General features: G+C 73.1%; 23 protein-coding genes. 7 read left to right on the top strand and 16 right to left on the bottom strand.

Annotated elements, in window-relative coordinates; all coding sequences use genetic code 11:
* Positions 1-103: 103 nt before the first annotated feature.
* The 13 genes from ettA to IEZ03_RS18785 form a co-directional block, all read right to left on the bottom strand.
* Entirely contained in the window at positions 104-1765 is a 1662-nt protein-coding gene (gene ettA / locus IEZ03_RS18845) for an energy-dependent translational throttle protein EttA (RefSeq protein ID WP_184881920.1), read from the bottom strand.
* A gap of 87 nt (positions 1766-1852) precedes the next feature.
* Positions 1853-3142, bottom strand: coding sequence for a sensor domain-containing diguanylate cyclase (locus tag IEZ03_RS18840; RefSeq protein WP_184881918.1), 1290 nt, complete (start codon positions 3140-3142; stop codon positions 1853-1855).
* A gap of 371 nt (positions 3143-3513) precedes the next feature.
* Entirely contained in the window at positions 3514-3975 is a 462-nt protein-coding gene (locus tag IEZ03_RS18835; RefSeq protein WP_132047827.1) for a single-stranded DNA-binding protein, read from the bottom strand.
* Between the two features lie 88 nt (positions 3976-4063).
* Positions 4064-5767, bottom strand: coding sequence for a GTPase family protein (locus tag IEZ03_RS18830; protein ID WP_184881916.1), 1704 nt, complete (start codon positions 5765-5767; stop codon positions 4064-4066).
* Entirely contained in the window at positions 5764-7743 is a 1980-nt protein-coding gene (locus IEZ03_RS18825; RefSeq protein ID WP_229808390.1) for an AAA family ATPase, read from the bottom strand. Before IEZ03_RS18825 ends, IEZ03_RS18830 begins: the two co-directional genes overlap by 4 nt.
* Entirely contained in the window at positions 7740-8978 is a 1239-nt protein-coding gene (cobA, locus tag IEZ03_RS18820) for a uroporphyrinogen-III C-methyltransferase (protein WP_184881914.1), read from the bottom strand. The genes IEZ03_RS18825 and cobA overlap by 4 nt, the downstream gene beginning before the upstream one ends.
* Positions 8979-9159: 181 nt before the next feature.
* On the bottom strand, positions 9160-10242 hold the full coding sequence (cobT, locus tag IEZ03_RS18815; RefSeq protein WP_184881912.1) for a nicotinate-nucleotide--dimethylbenzimidazole phosphoribosyltransferase: 1083 nt from the start codon (positions 10240-10242) through the stop codon (positions 9160-9162).
* 27 nt (positions 10243-10269) lie between these two features.
* Positions 10270-11307 carry an Rv2231c family histidinol phosphate aminotransferase CobC gene (gene cobC / locus IEZ03_RS18810; protein WP_184881910.1) on the bottom strand — a complete coding sequence of 346 codons (1038 nt, stop codon included), beginning with the start codon at positions 11305-11307 and terminating at the stop codon, positions 10270-10272.
* A complete protein-coding gene (locus IEZ03_RS18805; protein WP_184881908.1) occupies positions 11304-11903 on the bottom strand; it encodes a precorrin-8X methylmutase in 600 nt (199 codons plus the stop codon). Before IEZ03_RS18805 ends, cobC begins: the two co-directional genes overlap by 4 nt.
* Before the next feature lie 58 nt (positions 11904-11961).
* Entirely contained in the window at positions 11962-13275 is a 1314-nt protein-coding gene (locus IEZ03_RS18800) for a bifunctional cobalt-precorrin-7 (C(5))-methyltransferase/cobalt-precorrin-6B (C(15))-methyltransferase (RefSeq protein WP_184881906.1), read from the bottom strand.
* A 118-nt stretch (positions 13276-13393) separates the two neighbouring features.
* Complete coding sequence (locus tag IEZ03_RS18795) at positions 13394-13870, bottom strand: hypothetical protein (protein ID WP_184881904.1); 477 nt, start codon at positions 13868-13870, stop codon at positions 13394-13396.
* Positions 13860-14513: a GNAT family N-acetyltransferase gene (locus IEZ03_RS18790; RefSeq protein WP_184881902.1), complete on the bottom strand. Its 654-nt coding sequence runs from the start codon at positions 14511-14513 to the stop codon at positions 13860-13862. Before IEZ03_RS18790 ends, IEZ03_RS18795 begins: the two co-directional genes overlap by 11 nt.
* Positions 14510-15892 (bottom strand): cobyrinic acid a,c-diamide synthase CobB, encoded by a 1383-nt coding sequence (locus IEZ03_RS18785; protein WP_184881900.1) that lies wholly within the window; start codon positions 15890-15892, stop codon positions 14510-14512. The genes IEZ03_RS18790 and IEZ03_RS18785 overlap by 4 nt, the downstream gene beginning before the upstream one ends.
* A gap of 24 nt (positions 15893-15916) precedes the next feature.
* Between IEZ03_RS18785 and IEZ03_RS18780 the strand changes: the two genes are divergently transcribed.
* Positions 15917-16525 (top strand): TetR/AcrR family transcriptional regulator, encoded by a 609-nt coding sequence (locus IEZ03_RS18780; RefSeq protein ID WP_184881898.1) that lies wholly within the window; start codon positions 15917-15919, stop codon positions 16523-16525.
* A gap of 102 nt (positions 16526-16627) precedes the next feature.
* Here the strand turns inward: IEZ03_RS18780 and IEZ03_RS18775 are convergent, their stop codons facing one another.
* Positions 16628-17173 (bottom strand): ATP-binding protein, encoded by a 546-nt coding sequence (locus IEZ03_RS18775; RefSeq protein WP_229808389.1) that lies wholly within the window; start codon positions 17171-17173, stop codon positions 16628-16630.
* A gap of 193 nt (positions 17174-17366) precedes the next feature.
* Between IEZ03_RS18775 and IEZ03_RS18770 the strand changes: the two genes are divergently transcribed.
* The 5 genes from IEZ03_RS18770 to IEZ03_RS18750 all read left to right on the top strand — a co-directional run bounded on the left by IEZ03_RS18770 (position 17367) and on the right by IEZ03_RS18750 (position 22463).
* Positions 17367-18212 carry a helix-turn-helix domain-containing protein gene (locus IEZ03_RS18770; RefSeq protein ID WP_184881896.1) on the top strand — a complete coding sequence of 282 codons (846 nt, stop codon included), beginning with the start codon at positions 17367-17369 and terminating at the stop codon, positions 18210-18212.
* Positions 18209-18409 carry a DUF397 domain-containing protein gene (locus IEZ03_RS18765; protein WP_229808388.1) on the top strand — a complete coding sequence of 67 codons (201 nt, stop codon included), beginning with the start codon at positions 18209-18211 and terminating at the stop codon, positions 18407-18409. Before IEZ03_RS18770 ends, IEZ03_RS18765 begins: the two co-directional genes overlap by 4 nt.
* Positions 18410-18513: 104 nt before the next feature.
* The gene (locus IEZ03_RS18760) at positions 18514-19533 is read left to right on the top strand and encodes an LLM class F420-dependent oxidoreductase (protein ID WP_184881894.1); all 1020 of its coding nucleotides are present in this window, start codon (positions 18514-18516) and stop codon (positions 19531-19533) included.
* 113 nt (positions 19534-19646) lie between these two features.
* Entirely contained in the window at positions 19647-21302 is a 1656-nt protein-coding gene (locus tag IEZ03_RS18755) for an acetolactate synthase large subunit (RefSeq protein ID WP_184881892.1), read from the top strand.
* Positions 21303-21362: 60 nt separating this feature from the next.
* On the top strand, positions 21363-22463 hold the full coding sequence (locus tag IEZ03_RS18750) for an AI-2E family transporter (protein ID WP_184881890.1): 1101 nt from the start codon (positions 21363-21365) through the stop codon (positions 22461-22463).
* Positions 22464-22476: 13 nt separating this feature from the next.
* Here the strand turns inward: IEZ03_RS18750 and IEZ03_RS18745 are convergent, their stop codons facing one another.
* Together IEZ03_RS18745 and IEZ03_RS18740 are read right to left on the bottom strand one after the other, a co-directional pair.
* On the bottom strand, positions 22477-23271 hold the full coding sequence (locus tag IEZ03_RS18745) for a methyltransferase domain-containing protein (RefSeq protein WP_184881888.1): 795 nt from the start codon (positions 23269-23271) through the stop codon (positions 22477-22479).
* Between the two features lie 142 nt (positions 23272-23413).
* Entirely contained in the window at positions 23414-23626 is a 213-nt protein-coding gene (locus tag IEZ03_RS18740; protein ID WP_184881886.1) for a hypothetical protein, read from the bottom strand.
* A 258-nt stretch (positions 23627-23884) separates the two neighbouring features.
* Between IEZ03_RS18740 and IEZ03_RS18735 the strand changes: the two genes are divergently transcribed.
* Positions 23885-25093 (top strand): sensor histidine kinase, encoded by a 1209-nt coding sequence (locus tag IEZ03_RS18735; protein ID WP_184881884.1) that lies wholly within the window; start codon positions 23885-23887, stop codon positions 25091-25093.
* Positions 25094-25146: the final 53 nt, after the last annotated feature.

Genomic DNA, 25146 nt, shown 5'->3' with positions numbered 1-25146 from the left:
TCAATCGATGCACAGCGAGCATCACTCAACGCATTGACGTCCCGGGCATGCGAACGGCCGCGCGCTCGGTCGAGCGCGCGGCCGTCCAGGGTCGTTCAGGGGGTCAGCGGGTCAGCTTGCGGTGCGTCACCCGGTGCGGGCGGGCGGCGTCGGCGCCCAGCCGCTCGATCTTGTTCTTCTCGTAGTCGGCGAAGTTGCCCTCGAACCAGAACCAGCTCGACCCCTCCTCCCACGCGAGGATGTGCGTGGCGATGCGGTCCAGGAACCACCGGTCGTGCGAGGTGATCACGGCGCAGCCGGGGAACTCCAGAAGGGCGTTCTCCAGGCTGGACAGGGTCTCGGTGTCGAGGTCGTTCGTCGGCTCGTCCAGCAGCAGGACGTTCCCGCCCATCTTCAGCGTGAGCGCCAGGTTGAGGCGGTTGCGCTCGCCGCCGGACAGGACGCCCGCCGGCTTCTGCTGGTCGGGGCCCTTGAAGCCGAACGCCGCGACGTACGCGCGGGACGGCATCTCGACCTGCCCGACCTTGATGTGGTCGAGGCCGTCGGACACGACCTCCCACACCGTCTTCTTCGGGTCGATGCCCCCGCGGCCCTGGTCGACGTAGGAGACCTGGACGGTCTCGCCGAGCCGCAGCTCGCCCGCGTCCGGCTGCTCCTCGCCGATGATCATGCGGAAGAGCGTGGTCTTGCCGACGCCGTTCGGGCCGATGACGCCGACGATGCCGTTCGGCGGCAGGTTGAACGACAGGTCCTCCATGAGGAGCCGGTCGCCGAACCCCTTCGTCAGCTTGTCGGCCACGATGACCGTGTTGCCGAGGCGGGGGCCCGGCGGGATCTGGATCTCCTCGAAGTCCAGCTTGCGGTGCTTGGCCGCCTCGGCGGCCATCTCCTCGTACCGCTCCAGGCGCGCCTTGCTCTTCGTCTGCCGCGCCTTCGGGTTCGACCGGACCCACTCCAGCTCGTCCTGGAGGCGCTTCTTGCGCTTGGCGTCCTTGTTGCCCTCGACCTTCAGCCGCTCGGCCTTCTTCTCCAGGTAGACGGAGTAGTTGCCCTCGTACGGGTAGCAGCGGCCCCGGTCGAGCTCCAGGATCCAGGTGGCGACGTTGTCGAGGAAGTACCGGTCGTGCGTGACGGCCAGGACGGTCCCCTCGTACTTCGCGAGGAACTGCTCCAGCCACTGCACGCTCTCGGCGTCCAGGTGGTTGGTGGGCTCGTCCAGCAGCAGCAGGTCGGGGGCTTCGAGGAGCAGCTTGCACAGCGCGACGCGGCGGCGCTCGCCACCGGACAGCTTCGACACCTCGGCGTCGCCCGCCGGGCAGCGCAGCGCGTCCATCGCCTGTTCGAGCTGGCTGTCGAGGTCCCACGCGTTGCGGTGGTCGAGGTGCTCCTGGAGCTTGCCCATCTCCTCCATCAGCTCGTCGGAGTAGTCCGTCGCCATCTTCTCGGCGATCTCGTTGAACCGGTCGAGCATCGCCTTCGTCTCGGCGACGCCCTCCTCGACGTTCCCGAGGACGGTCTTCTCCTCGTTCAGCGGGGGCTCCTGCTGGAGCATGCCGACCGTGAAGCCCGGCATGAGTCGCGCCTCGCCGTTGGACGGCTGTTCCAGACCGGCCATCATGCGCAGCAGCGTCGACTTACCGGTGCCGTTCGGCCCCAGGACTCCGATCTTCGCACCCGGAAGGAAATGCAGGGTGACGTCGTCAAGGACGACCTTGTCGCCATGTGCCTTGCGCACACGCTGCATCGTGTAGATGTACTCGGCCATATCCTCAAGCCTAGAGGGTCTGCGACGGTGTTAAGTGCCACCTGCCATGCCCTCGGCGGCCGGCCCCCGGGCTCCTCCCGGGGACGTTCAGGTTCCGGTCGGTCTCGGGCCGTCCACCGCGGGGAGGCAGACGCGGTCCCGGCCGGAGGACTTGGCCCGGTAGAGGGCCAGGTCGGCGGACGCCAGGAGTTCCAGGAGGTCCTGGCCGTGGGTGCGGAACAGGGCCACGCCCACCGAGACCGTCACCGTGACCGTGCCCTCCTCGGCGGGCACCGCCAGCCTGCGCACGCGGCCGCGCAGGCGTTCGGCCACGCGGCACGCCTCGACGGTGTCGGCGCCGGGGAGCAGGACCACGAACTCCTCGCCGCCGAACCTGCCCACCACGTCGTAGTCCCGCAACTGGTGGCACAGGGTGCTGGCCACTCCCACGAGGACCTGATCCCCCATGAGGTGGCCGTGGGTGTCGTTGACCCGTTTGAAATGGTCGATGTCGATGAGGAGCAGCGCCACGGTGTCGTGGGTGCGCTGGGCCCGGGACAGTTCGGTGTCGGCCTCCATCTGCCAGGCCGCCGCGTTCAGCAGCCCCGTCTTGGCGTCCGTCCGCGCCGCCGCCTGGAGCTGCTGGTGCATCAGGCTCCGCTGCAGCAGCATCAGCGGGGGCAGTGCCAGGATCAGCAGGCCGAGGGACAGCGCGCAGGTGATCGCCACGAGGATGCCGACGCACAGCTCGACCACGTCGAGGAGCAGGTTCTCGCGCGTCCACAGGACGTCGCGCCAGCGGCTCTCGGGGCTCGCCGCGTGGGCCGCGACCGCCACGATCGCGGTGTTCACCACCGTGAACACCGCGGCGCACCCGACCGCCGCCAGGATGCCCGGGTACGCCTGGACGACCCATTCCGGCGCCCCCTCCAGGGGGTCGCGCACCACCTGGTGAAACGCCAGGGACGCGCACGCGCCGGCGATCCCGTGCGCCGCGGCGACCAGGGCGCGCCGGTAGATCAGCGTGCGGCGCACCCGGAACTGGAGGAGCGCCTGCACCGGCAGCGGGATCAGCAGCGCGTACACCGGGGGCAGCAGCAGCGCGACCGGCAGCCACCACGCCGACAGCAGGTCGCGCGCGACCCCGGCCGGCATCCCGAGCCGGCGGGTGGCCTCGATGCACATCGCGCCGCACGCCAGCAGGGCCGCGAACGTCGCCAGCTCGGCGGTCCGGAGCGGCGTGCTGAGGAGCCCCGCGACGGTGAGGCCGAAATGGGCGGCCACCACCACCGGTACGTAGATCACGAGCAGGGACGGACGCCCCAGAAGCGTCCGGCGCCTCGGCCGGAAGGCCAGCTCCCCGCCACGGTCCTCGGCGGACGACTGCACTGCCGTCATCCTTCCCCCTAACGCGCATCACCTTGTGTAACACGATAGTTGCAACGTGTGCGGAAGGGGCGTGAAACAGGTACGTTCGGGAACGCACATGCGAGTGACCGTCCGGACACCACGCATCGGGGCCCGCGTCTCCGCGGCCCCGGCACATCCTGAGGGGGATACGACCATGCGCGGCATTTCCTGGATCTGACGCCGCATAACCCCCACGGTGCGGGGGGCGCCGACCGGCAGCGACACCACTGCCGGCCACGCCCCTCCACTCGCAGTGCCTTCTCCAAGTGGTCCGGACGTGCCGGTCGCCAGGACGTGCGACTTCTTCCGCTCGGCCGCCTCGATCGCCTCGAACCGGCGGCCGCCCGCCGCCGTGCGCGCTAGGCCGCTTTGGGTTCGTCCTCTGCGGGGGCGGTGAGGGCCCATTCGTCGGCGGCGTCGCGGGCGAGCTGGCGGTCTTCCTCGCTCAGCGGGCCGCCGCGCTGGACGGGCCGGAAGTCGGCGGTGCCGCGCTGCAGGTCGGGGCCGAGGGTGCCGGCCTCCACCTCGGCGGAGAAGCGCCACTGGCCGTCACGCTCGTACTGGCGGATCCGGAGGCGGCCCGTGACCAGGACCGGGGTGCCGCGCGGGAACTCGGACGCGTTGACGTTGTCGGCGAGCCCACGCCAGCAGTTGACCGTCAAGAACAGCGTCTCGACGTCCTGCCACTGGCCCGTCTGCCGATCGTAGCGCCGGGGCGTGCAGCCGACCCGCAGGGAGAGGAACGGCGTCCCGTTGGGCGTCATGGTGTAGCGGGGCTCGGCCGCGACCCAGCCGGTGATGGTGATGTGGGCCTCGTTCACTGCGTCCTCCGTCTCTCGCACGTGGTGTACGCGTCAACGGTGGCGCAGGGGCGGCGGGCGGCGGGACCGGTCGGGAAACTGTGGATAACTAGCGGCCGAGGGCGATGTCCACGTTCTCGCGGAAGCGGGCGTAGACCTGCAGGTCCTCCTCGATGGGCCCGATCACCTTCTCGTGGGCGACGCGCTCGATGCCCACGCGCATGTGGTGCTCCATCTTGTCGCCGTGCTTCGCGGACGACAGGGCCACGAGGTTGCGGCAGGCGGACGCGGTGAGCCAGCCCATCCCGAGCGTGCACACGACCAGGACGGCGACATAGGGGATGAGACCGGCGTCCCCGACCAGGCGGCTGGGGTTGTCGCCGCCGAGGTCGAACAGGCCGTAGGCGACGAGGAAGCCGATCCACACGACGCTCAGGACGGCGACCAGCACCAGGAAGTACTGCCACGTCTTGACCAGCCACCACCAGCGGGGCACGGCGTTGAACGTGGGCAGCGCGTGCTTGAGCGATTCGCCCAGGGCCTCCGGGATCTCGGTGGCGTGCGACCGGGCGGCGGCGCGGACGGAGCGTCCCCAATGTGTAGGAAGCTCCTGGGACAGCCCCTCGGTCACGGCCTGGAGCGCGTTGTCCACATCGCCCTGCTGCGCGCCGATCGGCCCGGTGAAGGCGTTGCGGAGTTCCTCGCGCAGCTCGGTCAGCCGCATCCGGCGCAGCGGGTCGGACCGGAGCCGGGCGGCGATGGCGGCGACGGGCCAGCCCACGAAGTCGGCGGCGCGCAGTTCGTAGGCGCTCTCCATGGCCTCGGCGACCGCGGGCGCGCCCGCGGCGTCGGTGAACGCCTGCACGAGGTCGGCGCGGCGGGCGTCGTCGACGGTGGTCGGCGGCTCGGCCGCGTAGCGGTAGTCGGCGAACCGCTCGGCGACCTTGTCGACGTCGGCGGAGAGCCGCTCGGTGCGGGCGCGGCGGGCGGCGACGGTGTCCACGAGGACGTCGCGGAACCCGTACGTGCCGTCCTCGGCGACCGCGGAGGTGGTCACGATGCGCGGGTCGGCGAGGCCCTCGGCCTCCAGCAGGCGGCGCAGGTCGGCGACGCAGTCGTCGATCTCGTGCGGGGTGAGCCGGTCGACCTGGTTGAGGACGATCAGCGTCACGCCGGTGTGCCGGGCGAACGGGACGATGTAGTTGCGGTGCAGGGCCGCGTCGGCGTACTTCTGCGGGTCGACGACCCAGACGAGCAGGTCGGCGATGGTGACGAAGCGGTCGACCTCGGCGCGGTGCATCGCCTGGATGGAGTCGTGGTCGGGCAGGTCGATGAGGACGAGGCCCTGCAGGGAGTGGTCGGCGCGCTCCAGGTCGAGGGCGCTGGCGCGGGCGTAGCGGTGCCGCTTGTCCACGTCCAGCCAGTCGAGCAGGGGGCCCGCGCCGTCCAGGCCCCAGACGCAGGCGTGGGCCTTCGACGTCATCGGGCGGCGCATCCCGGTGGGTGAGAGCTCCAGCCCGCAGATCGCGTTGAACAGCGACGACTTCCCGCTGCCGGTGCCGCCGGCGAGGGTGACGACGGTGTGCTCGCCGGACAGCCGCAGCCGCTGCCCGGCCCGGTCGAGCAGTGCGACGGCGTCGTCCAGGACGGGCTGGTCGAGTCGGCCGACGCCCGCGTGGACGAGCCGGTCGAGGCCGGCCAGCCGGTCGGTCAGCCCGGGCGGCCCGGCGGGCGGGCCGGGCACGTCCGCGGGGACGAGGGGGATCCCGCCGGTTCCGGCCGGCGAGTTCGCGGGGATGGCCGAGGTGGTCATCGGGCAACCTCGAGGTTGTAGGTGGCCTGGTACAGCTGGACGGGGACGGTCTCGTCGGGGATGCCGGCGGAGTCGAGCACCTGCCCGAACCGGATGGCCTCCTCGTCGAACAGCATCCCGATGCGGCTGCGCAGGTCGGCGCGGGCCTTGGCGCCCATGCCGCGCAGCGACTCGGCGCCGAACAGGGCCTTGAGCAGCCGCTGCGGGACGGCGCTGTTGCCGCCCTCGACGGCCACGTCGGAGGTGCCGTAGCCGAGCAGGCCGATCATCAGGACGAGCGACACCGCCTCGGTGTCGAACGAGACCAGCTTGGCGACCGAGCGCTTGGTGACGCCCTCGGTGCGGATGAGCTCCTGGACGTGGTCCTGCCAGGAGCTGACGGCCCGGGTGACGCGGCGCGACAGCTCCGGGGAGACGTGCGCGAGCTCGGCGTCGGTCCCGGCGAGGACCTGGCGTCCGGACGGGTGGTCGCGCCAGCGGGCGATGACCTGCTCGGCGCCGTGCTCGGCGGACGCCATGATCAGCGATTCGAGGCCGGCGCGCAGCGCGGCCTTGAGCGCGCGGACGCGGGCGGGGCTGCGGCGGTTGCGGCGACCGGCGCCGCGGCCGCGGCGCCCGCGCTGGACGTGCAGGGCCTTCAGCAGGTCGCCGGTGCCGGCGAAGTCCTGCCAGCGGGCGAGCACCTCGCCGCGCAGCAGGGAGCCGTTGCGGGTCGCCTCGTCCAGCTCGGCGAGGGCGGTGCCGTAGCCGGCGTCGACCTCCCCGGCCAGCTCGGTGCGCTGCTCGACCTGCGCCTCGACCTGCCGGGCCAGCTCGGGGACGCGGGTGCGGAAGCTGTCGAGGACGGCGGCGAGGGTGTCGCTGATGACGATCTCGCGGTCCTCGGTGTCCTCGGCGACGCCGGTCAGCCAGGCGCGGATGTCGGCGACGGTCTCCTCAGGGAGGCGGCTGTTCTCGATGCGGGTCTCGGGGACGGTGAAGCGGCGGGCGTCGCCGACCTCGTGCTCGTCCAGCATCTCGCCGAAGTGCTCGACGACCTCGGCCCCCTGCGGCCCGGCGCCCTGCGGGACGCGGGACAGGACGACGCCGATGGTGGCGCCGTTCTCCTTGGCCCGCTGGAGCATCTGCCACACCTGGGCGTCGGCGTAGCGGGCGGCGGTGGTGACGCACAGCCAGAGGTCGGCCGCGGCCATCAGCTTGGTCGCGAACTCGTAGTGGTCCTCGAAGACCGAGTCGAAGTCGGGGCTGTCGAGCAGCGCCAGGCCCGGCGGGAGGACGTCGCTGCCGATGATGACCAGTTGGTCGCCCGCGATGGCGTCGGGAGCCGGGCCGCGGACCCGTCCCATGCCGGGCAGCATCGGCCCCTCCATGAACCAGTCGACGTGGTCGGGGTGGCACACCAGGATCGGGCTGCTGGTGGTGGGCCGCAGCACGCCGGTCGCGCTCACGCGGGAGCCGACGAGGGTGTTGACCAGCGTGGACTTGCCCGCGCCGGTGGACCCGCCGAGCACCACCAGCATCGGCGCGCCGGCGGCCTGGATGCGCGGGAGGACGTAGTCCTCCAGCTGGGCGCGCAGCTCGTCGCGGGCCTCGCGGGCCTCCGGGACGCCCGGGACGTCCAGCAGGAACTCGAAGGCGTCGAGCTGCTCGCGGAGCGCGGTCAGCGCCCGGATCAGCTCGCCCTGCCGCACCGTCCCGGCGCCGGGCTTCGCGGCCCGCCGGCGGCCGCGCCGCGCCTTGGCGTCCCCGGCCTCCTTGGCCGCGCCTTCGTCGGCGCCGTCCTCCGGCTCGGGCTCGGCGCCCTTCCGGGACGTCTCCTTGTCGCGCACCTCGTCCTCTTCGCGCGCGCCTTGCCCGCGCGCCTCCTTGTCGGGCGCGGCGTCGCCGCCGGGGACCGCGGAGTCCTCGATTCCGCGTCCCGGACCGGAGCCGGCCTGCTCGTCGTGGACCGCGCTTCGCTCTGCCGGGGGTGTCACGGATCCCGTCCCATGTCGGCTCGAATCATGTCGATCTCTCGTGCCACGTCGACCACATCGCCCACGACCACGATCGCCGGGGGCCGGATGTCACCGGCGGCCATCGCGTCGGCCACCGTGCCCAGGGTCGCCGTGAGCGACCGCTGGCCGGGGAGGGTGCCATCCTGGATCACGGCGACCGGCGTGCCGGACGACCGACCATAGCGCATGAGCGCGTCCGCGATCAGCGCCATGCGCTCCACCGCCATGAGCAGGACGATCGTGCCGTTCGCGCGCCCCAGCGCCGCCCAGTCGACGGTCGAGTGCTCGTGTCCGGGCGGGACGTGCGCGGAGACGACGTGGAACTCCTGCGCCACGCCCCGGTGGGTGACCGGGATGCCCGCGGCGGACGGCACGGCGACCGCGCTGGTGATGCCGGGTACGACGGTGACCGGGACGCCGTGGCGGGCGCAGTGCAGGGCCTCCTCGCCGCCGCGCCCGAACACGAACGGGTCGCCGCCCTTGAGCCGGACGACGAACTTCCCCTGGCGGGCGTGCTCGACCATGTAGTCGTTGATGCGCTCCTGCGCGACCGTCCGCCCGTAGGGGATCTTGGCGGCGTCGATCACCTCGACGTCGGCGGGCAGCTCGTCGAGGAGCCCGCCGGGGGCGAGCCGGTCGGTGACGACGACGTCGGCCATGGCGAGCAGCTGCCGCCCGCGGACCGTGATCAGGCCGGGGTCGCCGGGGCCGCCGCCGACGAGGGCGACTCCGGCGGGCTTGCGCCGGGAGTGCCGGGATTCGAGCGCGCCGTCGCGCAGCCCCTCGACCACGGCGTCGCGGATGCCCGCCGCGCGCCGGGGGTCGCCGCCGAGCAGCACGCCGACGGTCGCGTCGCCGGCGTGCCCGCTCGCGGGCGTCCAGGCCGGCGAGGACTCGGCGTCGTCGGCGCGGACGGCCCAGATCCGGGCGGCGTCGGCCTCGGCGACCACGTCCCCGTTGACCTTGGAGTCGTCGGTGACGGCCTGCACCAGCCAGGCGCCCGCGCAGTCGCCGGGCTCGTAGCGCCGCCGGTGCCAGGTGATCCTGCCGCGCTCGGCCATGCCCTCCAGGGAGGGGGTGACCTCGGGCGAGACCAGGACGACCGACGCGCCCGCGTCCAGGAGGGCGGGCACGCGGCGCTGGGCGACCCGCCCCCCGCCGACGACGAGGACGCGTCGCCCGCCGAGTCGCAGGCCTAGCAGGTACGGGGGCACGTGGTGGTTCTCTCGATCGGGTGCGCGGTCGGTTGACGTGCTGGTCGGTGACGTGCGGGGGCGGCTTGCGGACGCCGGTGTCGGACACGTGTCTTCAGTGAACAAAGGTACTCGGCTTCACAAGTGCATGGAGAGGGCCTCCGCGCAGTCGATAGCCGAGCGTGATCCATTCCGTGATCAATTAGTTACGGGGCCCGGCGTCCTTGCCGCTGACTCCGGCGGAGTCGAACGTGGCGACCTCGTGCAGCACCCGCACCGCGCCCTGGACCAGCGGCAACGCCAGCAGCGCGCCGGTCCCCTCGCCCAGCCGCAGTTCCAGGTCGACGAGCGGCCGCAGCCCCAGCGCGTCGACGGCCGCGGTGTGGCCCGGTTCGGCCGACCGGTGCCCGGCGACGCACGCGCCGAGGGCCCGCGGGCACAGCGCCGCGGCCGCCAGTGCGGCGGCACCGGCGATCACCCCGTCGAGGACGACGGGGACCCGCAGCGACGCCGCCCCCAGGACGAATCCGGCGATCGCGGCGTGCTCCAGCCCGCCGACGGCCGCGAGGACGCCGAGGGGGTCGGCGCCGTCCTCCGCTGGCAGGCCGTGCAGGGCCAGCGCCGTCCGGACGACCTCGACCTTGCGGGCGTGGGTGGCGTCGTCGATCCCGGTGCCCCGGCCGGTGACCCGCTCGGGCGGCAGGCCGGTGAACGCGGCGATCAGCGCGGCGGACGCGGTGGTGTTGGCGATCCCCATGTCCCCGGTGACCAGGCACGCCGCGCCCTCCGCGACCAGATCGCGCGCGACCTCGATCCCGACTTCCATGGCGCGCCGGGCCTCGCCGTCGGTCATCGCCGGGCCGCGGGCCAGGTCGGCGGTGCCGTGGGCGACCTTGCGCCGGATCAGCCCGGGAGCCGCGTCGAGGTCGGCGGCGACGCCGATGTCGACGACGCTGACCCCGGCGCCGACCTGGGCGGCGAACGCGTTGACCACGGCGCCGCCGGCGAGGAAGTTGGCCACCATCTGCGCGGTCACCTCCTGCGGCCACGGCGTGACGCCCTGGGCGTGGACGCCGTGGTCGGCGGCGAACACGGCGACGGCGGCGGGCTCGGGCATCGGCGGCGGGCAGCACCCGGCCAGCCCGGCGAGCCTGACCGACACCTCCTCCAGGACGCCGAGGGACCCGGGCGGCTTGGTGAGCCGGGCCTGGTGGTCCCGGGCGTCCCGCATGGCGGCCTCGTCCAGCGGCGGGACGGAGGCGATGGTCTGCTCGATCAGGTCCACGGTGTCCTCTCGGGGGTCGGGCCTTGCTCAGATTCCCAGTTCGCCCAGCACGTTCAGCAGCGCGTCGTTGGACGGCCGGTCGCGGACCGCGATGCGCAGCCAGTCGGAGCCGAGACCTGGGAAGGTGTCGCCGCGCCTGACGGCGTAGCCGCGCTGCCTCAGCAGCGCCCTGATCCCGAGGGCGTCGGGCACGCACAGGCACAGGAACGAGGCACGCGCTCCTGGCACGACATAGAGGCCGCGTGCGCTTAGTTCCGCGGCCAGCCTGTCGCGTTCGGCTGCGAGTTCGACGGCCCACGCCTCGGCCTCGGCGACCGCCTCCGGGGTGGAGCACGCTTCGACGGCGACGAGAGCGGGCGTCGACACGGCCCAGAGCGGCTGCGCCTCCGTGAGCCGTTCGATCAGGTGGGGGTCGGCCAGGACGTATCCGGCGCGCAGCCCGGCGAGGCCCCACGTCTTGGTCAGCGAGCGGATGACCACCACTCCTGCGGGGAGACGGGTGGCGAGGCTCTCCGGCTCACCGGGGACGCAGTCCATGAACGCCTCGTCGACCACGACCGTCCGGCCCGGCGCGGCCAGCGCGGCGACGGCCTCAGCGGGATGCAGCACCGAGGTCGGGTTGGTGGGGTTGCCCACCACGACCATGTCGGCGTCGGAGGGGACGGCGGCGGGGTCGAGGGTGAAGTCCTTGGTGAGGATCACGCGCTCCACGGGGTGCCCGGCGGCCCGCAGCGCGGCTTCGGGCTCGGTGAACTGCGGATGCACGACGACGGCCCTGCGCGGTGCCAGGACCCGCGCGAGCAGGACGAACGCCTCCGCGGCACCGGCGGTGAGCAGCACCTCCCCGGCGGACCGGCCGTGCCGCCGCGCGACCGCACGGCGCGCCGGACGCGGGTCGGGGTAGCCGGCCAGGTCGGCGACCGAGGCCCGGATCCGCTCGGCCAGCCACGGCGGGGGCATGCCGGCGCGGACGTTCACGGCGAAGTCGGCGAGCCCGCCGCCGACCTCCGCGTCGCCGTGGTGGCGCAGGTCGATCTCGTCCGGCTCGGCGGGGTGCTGGATCACCGGTGCCCCGCCCCGTCCGAGTACAGCAGGGCGTTGACGGCGGCCGCGGCGACCACCGAGCCGCCCTTCTCCGAGGCGTTGCTGAGCTGCGGCAGCCCGCTGGCGCGCAGCGCCTCCTTGGCCTCGCGGGCGCCGACGAAGCCGACCGGCACGCCGATGACCAGCGCGGGGTTCACCCGGCGGGCGATGATCTCGGAGATCGCCTCCGGGGAGGAGCCGACGACCCAGACCGCGCCCGGCCCGACCTCCGCGTACGAGAGCCGGACCGCGGCGGCGGAGCGGGTGATGCCGGCGGCCCGCGCCATCCGCGCGGCGGCCGGGTCGGCGATGTGGCACACCGGCTCCCGGGCGGTGATCCCGGCCGCGACCATCCCCTCGTCGGTCACGACCGGCGCGCCGTCGCGCAGCGCGGCCCAGCCCCGCGCGAGGTACTCCTCCGTGGTGACCAGGTCCACCGCGTACTCCAGGTCGGCGGTGGCGTGGATCACCCGCTCGGTGACGGCCCGCCACAGCGGCGGCATCGGGGACAGGTCGACGCGGGACCGCAGGATCTCGTACGACCGGACCTCGATCGGGTGGGGTTGACGGACGGTCAACTGCGCCTCCTGCTTCGCTTCCAGGTCAGGACACCAGGGTGGCACGGCTTTACGGGAGCTACGCCCCGATGCCAGGCTCTTCGGACTCGCCGGGAAGGGCGGGGATCGTGGCGATCGGCCTGCTGCGCCGGGCCGGGCGGCGGCCGGGGACCCGGGCGTCCCGCTCGCCCCAGACGACGGTCACCGGCTCCCCCGGCGGAGCGGACGGGTCCAGCGGGCTCGCCTGGAGCCGGACGGCGTCGGCGGTGAAGCCCTGCTCGGCCAGCAGTGCCAGGATCTCGCGGGCCTCCTCACCGGAGGCGGTGGCCTTGTCGCCGGAGGCAACGGCCTTGTCGCCGGAGGCGATGGCCACGATGCGGGCGGGGGCCAGGGCGGCGCAGGCGCGGACGGCCTCGGTCCCGGCGCGCCCGGTGAACCCGGGGCCGACGAAGACGGCGTCGGGCTTGGGCAGGTGATCGGCGGTGGGCCGCACGTCGCCGGAGGCCATCGCGACCTTGACGCCGTGCAGCCGCACGCTCTCGCGGATCCGCTCGCAGGTCGCGTAGTCGCGGTCGACGGCGACCACGGCGGCGCCGAAGCGCGCGCATTCGACGGCTATGGAGCCGTCGCCGGACTCCACGTCCCACACCATGTCGCCGACCCTGGGGCCCAGCTTGGCCAGGACGAAGGCCCTGACGTCCGGACGCAGGCCAGGCCCCTCGCCGAAGGCTTCCGCGGGCAGCGCCCATCCGGCTGGGGCCCGGGCAGGCCCGGAGCGCCAGCCCTGCTTTCCCAGCGCGTGCCGGTTGTCCAGGACGAGCACGACCTCCGGGTGGTTCCAGGGACGAGTGGTCGCCTCCGCCGGACGGACGTAGACGACGCGCTCCCGAGGCCCGTCCAAGTTCTCGCACACCACGAACGACCGCGGCGTCACCGGGAACAGCGCGCGCGCCAGTTCCGCAGGCCCCGCACCAGGCCCGGTCAGCACCGCGACCTTGGGGTGGGCCCGGCACGCGTTCACGGCCTGCCGCAGATGCCCGTCCCTTGCCGAGACGACCAGTGCGTCCTCCCAGGGCAGCCCCGCTTGGGCGAAAGCCCGCGCCACCAGGGGCGCGGCGGGCACGGTCTCCGGCGCGTGGCCCTCTTCGAGCAGGGTCCGGAGGATGCCGAAGTGGCCGGGATCGCCGTTCACGATGAGGACGACGTCCTGGTCCGACACATCGACGCCTTGCAGCGCGCCTGGGAGATCCTCGGTGGCGACCGTGCGCGCACCGGGCGCCAACGGCAGGCCCTCCAGGAGACCGGGCTCCCCCATCACGAGGGCTGCGCTCTCCACGGCCTCCCGTGCCGCTTCGCTCAGCGGCGACCCGTCACGGCCGACGACGGTCAGCATCGCCCACCCGATCGCTCATCCACCGGCACCCTGTCCACCTGCCACCGGGTCCACCTGCCACCGGGTCCACCTGCCACCGGGTCCACCTGCCACCGGGTCCACCTGCCACCGGGCCCACCTACCGGGCCATTCGCCCGTACATGCCGACCATGCGCTCCCCCGCCGCGTCGACCAGCACCACCTGCGCGGCGACGGGGCTCGCCGCCGACCCGGCCGCCTCGGCGGCGAGGCGCTCCAGCTCACCGGCGGTGCGGCGGCACAGCTCCCGGCCGCACGGCCCGAGCCGGCCGGCGGCCTCCCACAGCGCGTAGGCGTCCCGGGCCGTCGGAGCCGCGGCCACCTCGGCGGCCAGTGCGGCGCCCCCGTCCATGTCGAGGGTGATCGATTCGAGGACCCCGGCGCCGTCCAGGAAGGCGACCTGCCCGTCCATGCCGGCGACCAGGACGACCTGCGCGAGCCCGTCCTTCACCGCCGCGCGCAGCGCTTCCGTCCCGGCCGGGACGAAGCACGCGTCCGGGAGCTTCGGCAGCATCCGCCGGGCAGCGTCCCGCACACCGTCCCCGTACATCACGAGCGTCCTGTCCTCAGCGGTCACTGGGCCGTCCTTCCTCGTCCTGGTGGACGAGCCTTCCGGAGGCACCGCCGGAGCGCCGCCACGGCACGCCGGACGCCGCCGATCCGGGCCGCGGATCGGTCGCGACGCGGCTGAAGACGATCATGTCCTGGTTCACCCCGGCGGCGTCGCGTTCGGCTCCCCGCGCGATCCCCTCGCGGGTGTACCCGGCCTTCTCGGCGACGCGGACGGAGGCGTGGTTGGTGACCATGGCCCGCAGTTCGACGCGGAAGAGCCCGCAGTCGCGCAGCGCCCAGTCGGTGACCAGGGAGAGGGCCTCGGTGGCGTAGCCGCGCCCGCGCACGCCCCGCCGCATCCCGTAGCCGACCTCGCTCGTCAGGTGGTCCCAGCTCACCTTGAACAGCCCGATGGTGCCGAGCAGGCCGCCGGTGTCGCGGTCCGTCGCCGCGAGGTGGATGCCCAGGCCGAAGCGCTGCACCTTGTGGACGCCCTCCCGCAGGAACCACGCGATGGGCTCGGCCTCCAGAACCCCTGGGAAGTTGGGCGGCAGGAAGTCCTCCCTGGAGCGGATCGCCTCGATCAGCCCGGGAGCGTCGTCGAGTCCGAACGGGCGGAGCACGATCCGCTCGCCCTCCAGGCGAACGCTCTTGTCGAAGGCGTTCACGCGCGTTCCCTTCCGCAGGCGTCGACGAACCTGCTCGCGACCCACGGCGACCCGGCCCAGTGCAGATGAAGGTAGGACGCGACGCAATCGCCCTGCACGAACCCCGCGGGGCCGGACCCGGCCCACTGCCACGCGGCCGTGTCCCCGCGAACCGGTTCGGTGACCGTTCCGTGGAACTCGTGGCCGCGGACGCGTTCGCCCGTGCGGGCGACGACCGAGTCGGCCACCGCCACCGCGGCACGATAACCCAGCGTCAGCCGCGAGGCCATGGCCGCACGGACACCGTCCAAGACCCCGCACATCGGCGCACCGTCCAGCTCTTGGGCGAGATAGAGGAGGCCGGCGCATTCGGCGTAGACGGGCCGGGACGCCCTGCCGAACCCCGCCATCTCCTCGCGCAGGGACTCGTTGGCCGAAAGCTCCGCCGCGTGCACCTCGGGGAACCCTCCGCCGATGACGACACCCTTCGTGCCTTCGGGGAGCCTCTCGTCGCGCAGCGGGTCGAACCGGACGACCTCGGCCCCGGCGGCGGTGAGGAGTTCCTCGTTCTCCGCGTAGCCGAACGTGAAGGCCGGTCCCCCGGCGACGGCGACGCGCGGCCGTCCGCCCGTCTTCTCCGGGACGGCCTCGGACGGGTTCCACGGCTCGGCCCCCAGCGGTGAGGCGGCGCGGGCCAGGGCGAGCACCGCGTCCAGGTCGCAGGAGGCGGCGACGAGGTCGCCCAGCCGCCGGACGGCCTCCACCGCCTCCGCCCGCCGTTCGGCGGCCGGGACGAGCCCGAGATGGCGGGACGGGGCCGTCACCCCGCCCGTCTCGTGGAGCGCGCCCAGCACCGGCAGGCCCAGTTCCTCGACGGCCTCGCGGCACATGCGCTCGTGCCCGTCCGAGCCGAGCCGGTTGAGGATCACGCCGCCGACCCTGACCGTCCCGAACGAGCGGAACCCGTGGACGAGGGCCGCGACCGACCGTCCCGCCGCCGCCGAAGCGTCCACCACCAGCACGACGGGTGCGTCCAGAAGGGTCGCGACGTGCGCGGTGGACGCGTAGTCGCCGCCACCGGCCGCGTCGGACGGCCCCAGGCCCGCCGCGCCGTCGTACAGGCCCATGACGCCTTCGACGACGGCGATGTCCGCCCCGGAGGCGCCGTGCAGGAACAGCGGGACGACCATGTCCTCGGACGTCAGCCACGGATCCAGGTTGCGTCCGGGGCGTCCTGTGGCGAGCGCGTGGTAGCCCGGGTCGATGTAGTCCGGACCCACCTTGTGCGGGGAGACGCGCAGGCCGCGACCGGCGAAGGCGGCCATCAAGCCCGTCGCCACGGTCGTCTTGCCGCTTCCGGTGGAAGGCGCGGCCACCACGAGACGGGGGACGGTAAGCACGTCCGCACAGCATAGGCTGTCACGGTGAGCTACCAGCGCCTGGCCCCGGACGAGCGGCGTGCCCAGATCCTGGACGTCGCGCGCCGGATGTTCACCGAACTCCCCTACGCCGAGGTGTCCACCGCGGCGATCGCCCGCGAGACCGGGGTCCAGCGCGGGCTGATCCACTACTACTTCGGGACGAAGCGGGAGCTCTTCCTCAAGGTCGTCCACGGGCTGACGGCGTCGGCCGCGCTGCAGGTGCCGCCGGTGGACGAGCGGCGGACGCTGCCCGAGGCGGTCGAGCTGTGCGTGAACCTGTTCCTCGACACGGCGGAGCGGAACGCGACGACGTGGTTCGCGGCGCTGGACGCCGAGGGGTTCGGGCAGGACGCGGAGCTGCTGCGGATCGTCAACCGGTTCCGCGACGAGGCCGTCGAGCACATGCTCGCGGTGCTGCGGGTGCCGGAGCCGACCGAGACCCTGCGCGCCGTCCTGCGCACCTATTCGGGGCTGGCGGACGCGGCGACCCGGCAATGGCTCCAGGAGGAGACGCTCGACCGCGAGCAGGTGCACACGCTGCTCTCGCGCTCTCTCCTCACCCTGGTGAGCGATATTGGTCCTGCCCTGGAAAAGGAATCCGCCCGGAAATGAGGACCGGCCGCAGAAATGAGCCGGGCCGTCCGGGCAAAAGGGACGGCAGGGCGGGCCGGGCGGGCCGGCCGGGAAAGCGCGGCAGGTCCAGGAGCGGTAGGGCTAGGAAAGGACCGCGGTGGCGCCGGGAACGGCGAACCAGACGGCCTTGCCGCGGACGGGCGGCCCTAATCGCGACACCGTCCGCCGCATGCCCCATCGCTCCCCGGACAGCTCGCGGACGATGCTGAGCCCGCGCCCGCAGTCGCCGGACGTCCACGAGTAGCCGGGCAGCGCCGCGTCGGCGAGCGCGTCGAAGACGGCGCACCGCACCTCGCCCGCCCCGCCCCCGGCCCCGACGACCGGGGGGTCGCCGTCGGCCACGTACAGCCACAGCTCGTGGGGGCCGTGCTCGCCGGCGTGCTGGTGCGCGTTCGTGGCGAGCTCGCTCACCATGAGCTGCGCGTCGGCGATCGCGTCGCGCGGCGCGCCCAGCGAGGCGAGCGCGTCGCGCAGGACGGCGCGGGCGTGCCGCGCGCATCCCGGACCGCCGGGCAGGGCCCACACCCAGCCCGGCATGGCGCCCGCCGGGGCGCGGGCGTCTCCGGTCGGGTCGGCCGTCGCGTCGGCCATGGTCTGGGGCGTGAGATCGGCTGGCGTGCGCTGCACGGGGTTCCTCCCACGGTCTGCGTGCCTGACGCGGCCGGTCCGCTCGTCACGCAGAGTCCGCGACCGGTCACGGAACAAAGCGTGACGTGAGAATCTCACGATCGCAAGCCTCTTCACACAATTGCTTCACCCTTTCAGCCGGGTTCGTCATTCGCGTTGTGGCGGGCGCCCGGAGTGGTAAGACTCCACTCCCATGACCTACCGCCCCACCGTCCGTGGCCGCCGCCTGGCGCGGGAGCTCCGCAAGCTCCGCGAGGAGCAGGGCCTGACCCTGCAGGAGGTGGCCGACCGGCTCGACTGGTCGCGAGCCACCGTCTCCCGCCTCGAAACAAGCCAGACCCGCCCGAAGCCAGGCGACATCGCCGACATCCTCGACCTCTACGGCGTGCCGAGCCCCGACCGCGACGCGCTCATCACCCTCGCCCGGCAGGCCGGGCAGCGCGGCTGGTGGACCGCCTACCAGGACGTCTTCGCCGGCAGCTACGTCGCCCTGGAGGACGAGGCGTCGCACATCCGCACCTGGGACCCCCAGCTCGTGCACGGGCTGCTGCAGACCGAGCCGTACTCCCGCGCCGTGATCACGGCGGGCCGGCTGCTGCCCGCCCAGGAGGACATCGAGCGCCGGATCGCCGCGCGCAAGATCCGGCAGTCCCTGCTCGACCGGGCGGACGCGCCGCGGCTGCAGGTGATCTTCGACGAGGCGGTCCTGCACCGGCCGATCGGCGGCGACGAGGTGATGCGCGGGCAGCTGGACGCGCTCGCCACCGCCGCGGCAACCCGCCCAACCGTGTCAATACAGGTACTTCCGTATACGGCAAAGGAGCATGCGGGCCTTGACGGACGATTCACCATATTGTCGTATCCCGACCCCGCAGACCCAGATATCGCCTATGTAGAGGGCACCATGGGTGACGTTTACCTTGAGAGTGCAGAGGCAATAGCAAAGCACAGGGATCGCTTCCAGCGGATCGAGGATGCGGCCCTGTCCCCCGAGGATTCCGCGCACCTCATCGCCGAGGCAGCAAGGAGCAGCCCGTGACCAACCTGCAGCGCGAACTGACCGGTGCCCCCTGGCGCACGTCCTCCCACAGCGGGAGCGGCGACCAGTGCGTCGAGGTGGCGCCACTGTCCAGCGAACTTCGCGCGGTGCGCGACTCCAAGGACCCCGCCGGACCGGCGCTGGTGCTGACGCCGGCCGCCTGGCGGGACCTGGTGAGCGCGATCAAGGAGAGTTAGCGGCGACCGGCCGGGGGCCGCGGCGATGCGCCGCGGCCCCCGCCCTTCCGAGAAACTAGAACCTGTTCTAGTATCGCGGTGCGTCGACAACCGGAGGGTGCAACGTGACCGCGGAACTCAAGCTCGGCATCAACGTCGGCTACTGGCAGCGCGAGGCCGACGACCAGACCGAGACGGTACTGGCCGCCGAGCGGTGCGGCTACGACTCGGTGTTCACCGCCGAGGCGTACGGCTCGGACGCCTTCACCCCGCTGGCCTGGTACGCCGCCCGCACGTCCCGGATCAAGCTCGGAACCGCGGTCGTCCAGCTCTCGGCGCGGACCCCCGCGGCGACCGCGATGCACGCGCTGACGCTGGACGCGCTGTCCGGCGGGCGGCTGATCCTCGGGGTCGGCGCGTCCGGCCCGCAGGTCGTCGAGGGCTGGTACGGGCAGCCGTTCCCGAAGCCGCTGGCCCGCACCCGCGAGTACCTCGACATCGTCCGGCAGGTGTGGCGCCGCGAGGCGCCGGTGGCCAGCGAGGGCCCGCACTACCCGCTGCCGTACCCCGGCGGCGCGGGCCTCGGCAAGCCGCTGAAGTCGATCGTCCACCCGCTCCGCCCGGAGATCCCCGTCTACCTGGGCGCCGAGGGCCCGAAGAACGTCGCGCTGTCCACCGAGGTCGCGCAGGGCTGGCTGCCGCTGTTCGTCGACCCGCAGCAGATCGAGCCGGTGTTCGGCGCGTCCCTCGCGAACCGCCCGGACGGCTTCGAGATCGCCGCGACCGTCACCACGATCGTCACCGACGACCTCGCGTCCGCGCTGCAGTTCGCCAAGATCCCGCTCGCGTTCTACATCGGCGGGATGGGCGCCCGCGACCGCAATTTCCACCTCGACCTGATCGGCCGGCTCGGCTACGCCGAGGAGGCGGCGCGCGTGCAGGACCTCTTCCTCGGCGGCCGCCGCGACGAGGCGATCCAGGCCGTGCCGGACGCGCTGGCCGACGCGATCTCCCTGCTCGGCCCGCTCGGGCGGATCAAGGAGCGGCTCCAGCTGTGGCGCGACAGCCCGGTCACCACCCTGCTCATCGCGGGCGTGCGGGACGAGCCCACGCTGCGCGCGATCAAGGACCTCGCCGACTCCTGACGCGGCGGGCTCCTGAGACCGACTCCACATCATCGCGCGGAATGGAGGTAGGACACCGGGTGCTACACCGAACAGCACCCCGGCGATACGCAGTATGGAGATGAGGACATCCGATGTCCGCGCAACAGGACGCCGCCCGCCTTCTCGTCAGGACCCTGGAGGCGGAGGGCGTCGAGTACGTCTTCGGCATTCCCGGTGAAGAGAACATCCATTTCGTCCACGCCCTGAAGGACTCCCCCATCCGCTACGTGCTCGTCCGGCACGAGCAGGCCGCCGCGTTCATGGCGGAGATCTACGGCCGGCTGACCGGCAGGGCGGGCGTGGCCTCGGCGACGCTCGGTCCCGGCGCGATCAACCTGCAGCTCGGCGTGGCGGACGCCACCACCAACAGCACCCCCGTCGTCGCGATCTCCGCGCAGGTCGGCCTCGACCGCATCTACAAGGAGTCGCACCAGATCGTCGACCTGGTCTCGCTCTTCCGCCCGATCACCAAGTGGTCCGAGCTGGCCCCGACCGCCGAGGCCCTGCCGGAGATGGTGCGCAAGGCGTTCAAGACCGCGCAGACCGAGCGTCCCGGCGCCGTCTACCTGGCGATCCCCGAGGACGTCGAGACCGCGCAGGTCTCCGCCGAGCTGAAGCCGCTGCCGGTCAACGTCGTCCGCCCGCAGGAGCCGTCGCCGTCGCAGATCGCCCGCGCCGCCGACGTCCTCGCCACCGCCCGCCGCCCGATCGTCCTCGCCGGCCACGGCGCGACCCGCGCCGGCGCGAGCACCGCGCTGCGGTACTTCTCCGAGCGGCTCGGCCTGCCGGTCGCGACGACGTTCAACGGCAAGGGCGTCTTCCCGGACGACCACCGGCACGCCCTCGGCGCGGTCGGGTTCATGCGCCACGACTACGTCAACTTCGGGTTCGGCGAGGCGGACGTCCTCATCGCCGTGGGCTACGAGCCCCAGGAGTTCGACCCCGTCAAGATCAACCCGAGCGGCGACAAGAAGATCATCCATATCCACCAGTTCCCGGCCGAGGTCGACGAGAACTACCCGGTCGAGGTCGGCATCCAGGGCGACATCTCCCGCAGCCTGCACACGCTGGCCGACAGCGTCCACCGCCGCTTCGACGTCAACGGCACCGGCGAGGAGATCCGCCGGATGCTCCGCGAGGAGCTGGCCCAGGGCGCGAACGACGACGGCCATCCGCTCTCGCCGCGGCGCATCGTCGCCGACATCCGCGCCGCCATGGGCCGCGACGACATCGTCCTCGCCGACACCGGTGCGGTGAAGATGTGGATGGCGCGCATGTACCCGACGTACGAGCCGAACACCCTGCTGGTCTCCAACGGCCTGTCGTCCATGGGCTTCTCCGTGCCGGGCGCGATCGCCGCCAAGCTCGTCCACCCGGAGCGCAAGGTCCTCGCCGCGACCGGCGACGGCGCGTTCCTGATGAACTCCCAGGAGCTGGAGACCGCGGTCCGCGAGAACATCCCGATCACGGTGCTGATCTGGGACGACTCCGCCTACGGGCTGATCGAGTGGAAGATGGACATGGACCTCGGGGAGAGCTCCAGCATCAGGTTCGGCAACCCGGACTTCGTCCGGTACGCGGAGAGCTTCGGCGCCCGCGGGTACCGGGTGGAGTCCGCGGACGAGCTCCTTCCCACCCTCCGCAAGGCCCTGGCCGGGGACGAGGTCTCGGTCATCGCCGTCCCGGTCGACTACTCCCACAACCTGCGGCTGACCGACATGCTGGGCGAGCTGACCGGCCCCTTCTGAGCGCGATCACCGGACGGGCCGAGCGCGATTGCCGGACCGGCGACGGGGTAATGCGGCGAAGTGACCTCCCGCAAGGGCTTTGATGCCGTTCCGCCCGCATTGCGCAACACCGCGGCGGTGGCCGCGTGCATCCTGGTCATCGTCGCGGCCGTCGGCGTGCTCATCTACCTCGCGCTGAAGGTCGCGTCCCTGGTGATGGCGGTGATCTCCGCGCTGCTGCTCACCGCGCTGGTGGCACCGGTCGCCCGGCAGGTGCGGCGGTTGCGGGCGCCCGCCTGGGTCGCCGCGCTCGTCGGGCTGCTCACCGTGCTCGTCGCCGTCGGCGGGTCGATCGCGCTGGTCACCAACCAGGTCACCGCCCAGTGGCCGGAGATACGCGGCAGCCTCACCCAGGGCCTCCAGCGGGCCCAGACCCAGATCGTGAACACGCTGCCGATCAACGACCGGCAGCTCGACGACGCCGTCAACGGCCTCCTCAACGCGCTGCGGCGGGGCTCGCCCGACCCGGTCGCCGGCGCGAGCATGGCGACGCGCGTGGGCGCCGCGGTGCTGATCGCGCTGTTCCTGCTGTTCTTCATGCTCAAGGACGGGCGGAGCATGTGGGAATGGGTCCTGCGCCTCGTCCCCGAGCAGCGCCGCGCGAAGGTCGACGTCGCCGGCCTGGCGGGATGGCGGGCGCTCGGGCAGTACGTGCGCGGGATCGTCCTGGTGGCGCTCGCGGACGCCGTCGGCATCGGGCTGGCCCTCGTGCTGATCGGGGTCCCGTTCGCGCTGCCGCTGGCGCTGCTGACGTTCGTCGCCGCGTTCGTCCCGATCATCGGGGCGGTCGTCGCGGGGGCCGCGGCCGTCCTCATCGCGTTCGTCAGCGGCGGGCTGACGGACGCGCTGCTCGTGCTGGCCGCCGTCCTCGCCGTCCAGCAGGCCGAGAGCCATCTGCTGCAGCCGCTGATCATGGGCCGGACGCTGCACCTGCACCCGGTGGTGGTCGTCGTGGCGGTCGCCGCCGGAACGCTGGCCGCGGGCATCGCGGGAGCCGTCGTCGCGGTCCCGCTCGTCGCGGTCGTCTACCGCATCGCCCGCGTGCTCGCCGACGACGACCCCGCCCCGGAGACCGGGCCGGGCAAGGCGCGCGACCCCGCGCCGGAGACGGCCGGCTCCTAGCCGCGCCGCCCGGTCAGGCGCGGCAGACGATCTCGCCGTGGGTGACCGAGAACCAGCCGTCGTCGGACGCCGCCCACGCCTTCCAGCCTTCGTAGACCTTCTGGAGTTCGCCGCGGGTGGCGTGACCGCCCGCGACGGCGTGCTCGGCCACCGACGACCTGATCATGCGGCCGCCCCAGGATTCGCTCCACCACTCGCGGTCGGCGGGCGTGGAGTAGCACCAGGTCGAGGAGGATGCGGTCACGTCGGTGAATCCGGCGGCGCGGGCCCAGGAGACCAGGCGGCGGCCTGCGTCGGGTTCGCCGCCGTTGCCGCGGGCGACCGCGTAGTAGACCGGCAGCCAGGCGGCCATGCCGGGCGGCTCCGGGTACCAGATCATGGCGCCGAAGTCGGCGTCGCGCGCGGCGACGAGGCCGCCGGGGCGGGTGACCCGGCGCATCTCGCGGAGGGCGCCGACCGGGTCCGCGACGTGCTGCAGGACCTGGTGGGCGTGGACGATGTCGAATGTGCCGTCCGCGTAGTCCAGGGCGTGGACGTCGGCGACGGCGAACTCGACGTTGTCCGACCCGGCGGTGTTCGCGCGGGCCTCGTCCAGGACGGTCTCCGCGGAGTCGGCGGCGACGACCCTGCCCGGGGCCACGCGTTCGGCGAGGCCGGCGGTGATCGTGCCCGGACCACAGCCCACGTCCAGGACCGAAAGCCCTGGACGCAGGTGCTCGGCCAGGTAGGCGGCGGAGTTGTCGACCGTCCGCCACTTGTGGGCGCTCAGCACGCTCGCGTGGTGGCCGTGGGTGTAGGCCGGGGCCATCGCAATCACCTCTCTCCGGTGTCCGCACCCTACGCCGCTTCTCATATGATGGGAAATCTGTATCGACATATGAGACGCCAGGGCAAGAGAAAAGGGACCGAGGGCCGCTCGGTCCCTTCCTCGTCGTCTTCCTCGTCGCCGGTCAGGCCGCCACGGCGACGCGGGCGGGCTCGGGCCGGGCGGCCGGGGCCGGCCGCACGGGCAGGGCCTCGACCGGGGCGAGCGCGGGCGAGGTCTCGGCGTAGGCGTTCAGCGTCGCGTGGGAGAGTTCGGTGAGCCACGGCTCCACGACGGTCCGCTCGGCGGGCCCGTCGAGCCGCGGGTGGGAAAGATGGAACGTGTCGGTCGCTGCCACTGCCAACACCCCTTCCAAGCCGGTGAGCCGCGCCGGTGCGAACCACCGAGAGTCACATACCCCTAGGTACGTCATTACAAGCCACTCGGTTCGACTCCTGTTCCCAGGTGTCGCCCGAATCACAAGGTCAACAGTACGGAGCACCTCTGACATTCTCGAACCTTTATTCGACCGCCCGGCCCGCCGCAGCCGCCCGGCGGATGCACGGAACGTGAACAGGCCGGACGAATCGGTCGATCGGCCCTACGCTGCTTGAGCGTGAGCGACAAGGGAGCGGGACTCGACCGCATCCACCGGGCGGGCGGCTGCTTCGCGCGCATCGCGTACGGCGGGTTCGCCTCTCTGTATCTGCTGGGGTGCCTGGTCTCCATCTACCGCGACCTCGCCTCGGTGTGGGTGGTCGTCGTCGCCGCGGTGGCGAACCTCGCGGTGGTCTCCCGGCGCCGCTTCACCGCGTGGACGATCGCCGCCGGGGTCCTGTCGCTGGTCGGCACCGTCTACCTCGGCGCCGCGTCCAGGCCCGAGTTCCTCGCGGGCGTGCTGGCGGAGATCGGCGCGCTGCTGATCCTCACCGCGCGGACGGCCTGGCGGGCCGAGCGGCCGCGGCTCGTCCCGATGACGGTGCTGCTCGGCGCGGCGATCCTCGCGTGCCCGCTGCGCTGGTCGGTGGTCGCGGCGGCGGCCTTCACCGCGCCGCTCGGCATCGCCCTCGCGGTCTTCCTCGGCGTCGGGCTCTACCTGCGGGCGCTGGACGCGCGGCGGTCCCGGGCGCTGGCGGCCGCGCGCCGGGACGAGCGGCTCGAACTGGCGCGCGACCTGCACGACTTCGTCGCCCACCACGTGACGGGCATCGTCGTCCAGGCGCAGGCGGCGCGGTTCGCGGCGCAGGCGGGGTCGGCACAGTCGCCCGAGCAGCTCGACCGGATGTTCGGCGGGATCGAGAAGGCCGGCACGGAGGCGCTCACGTCGATGCGCCGCATGGTCGGCCTGCTCAGGGACGCCCAGAACGCCGGCGCGCGGGACGGCGAGGCCCGCCCGGCCGCGCTCGCGGCGGACACCGGCTCTGGGCGGCATCCGGTCGGCGACCTCACGCAGCTCCGCGACCTCGTCGCCGGGTTCACCCATCCGCCCGCCGCGCTGACCCTCGCGCCGGACCTCGGCACGCTGCCGCCCGAGGTGGCGGCCTCGGCGCACCGCATCGTCCAGGAGGCGCTGACCAACGTCCGCAAGCACGCCGCCGACGCGGCGGCCGTGCGGGTCACGCTCGCGCGGGCGAATGGCGCGGTCGAGGTCGCGGTCCGCGACGACGGCGGCGGCCGGGGCCGCCGCCTGCCCTCCGGCGGGTTCGGGCTGACCGGCCTCGCGGAGCGGGTCGGCGCGCTCGGCGGGCGGCTGCACGCGGGACCGCGTCCCGAGGGCGGCTGGGAGGTCGTCGCCGTCCTACCCGCCGGGGACGCGAAGCCGTAATGCTGCCAGAATTCACCACATGAGGGCGGGGCCGGGCGCCCGGCCCCGCAGTC

The organism is Actinomadura livida, assembly GCF_014648675.1.
Lineage (GTDB): Bacteria > Actinomycetota > Actinomycetes > Streptosporangiales > Streptosporangiaceae > Spirillospora > Spirillospora livida.
This window is presented reverse-complemented; position numbering and strand designations above follow the sequence as displayed.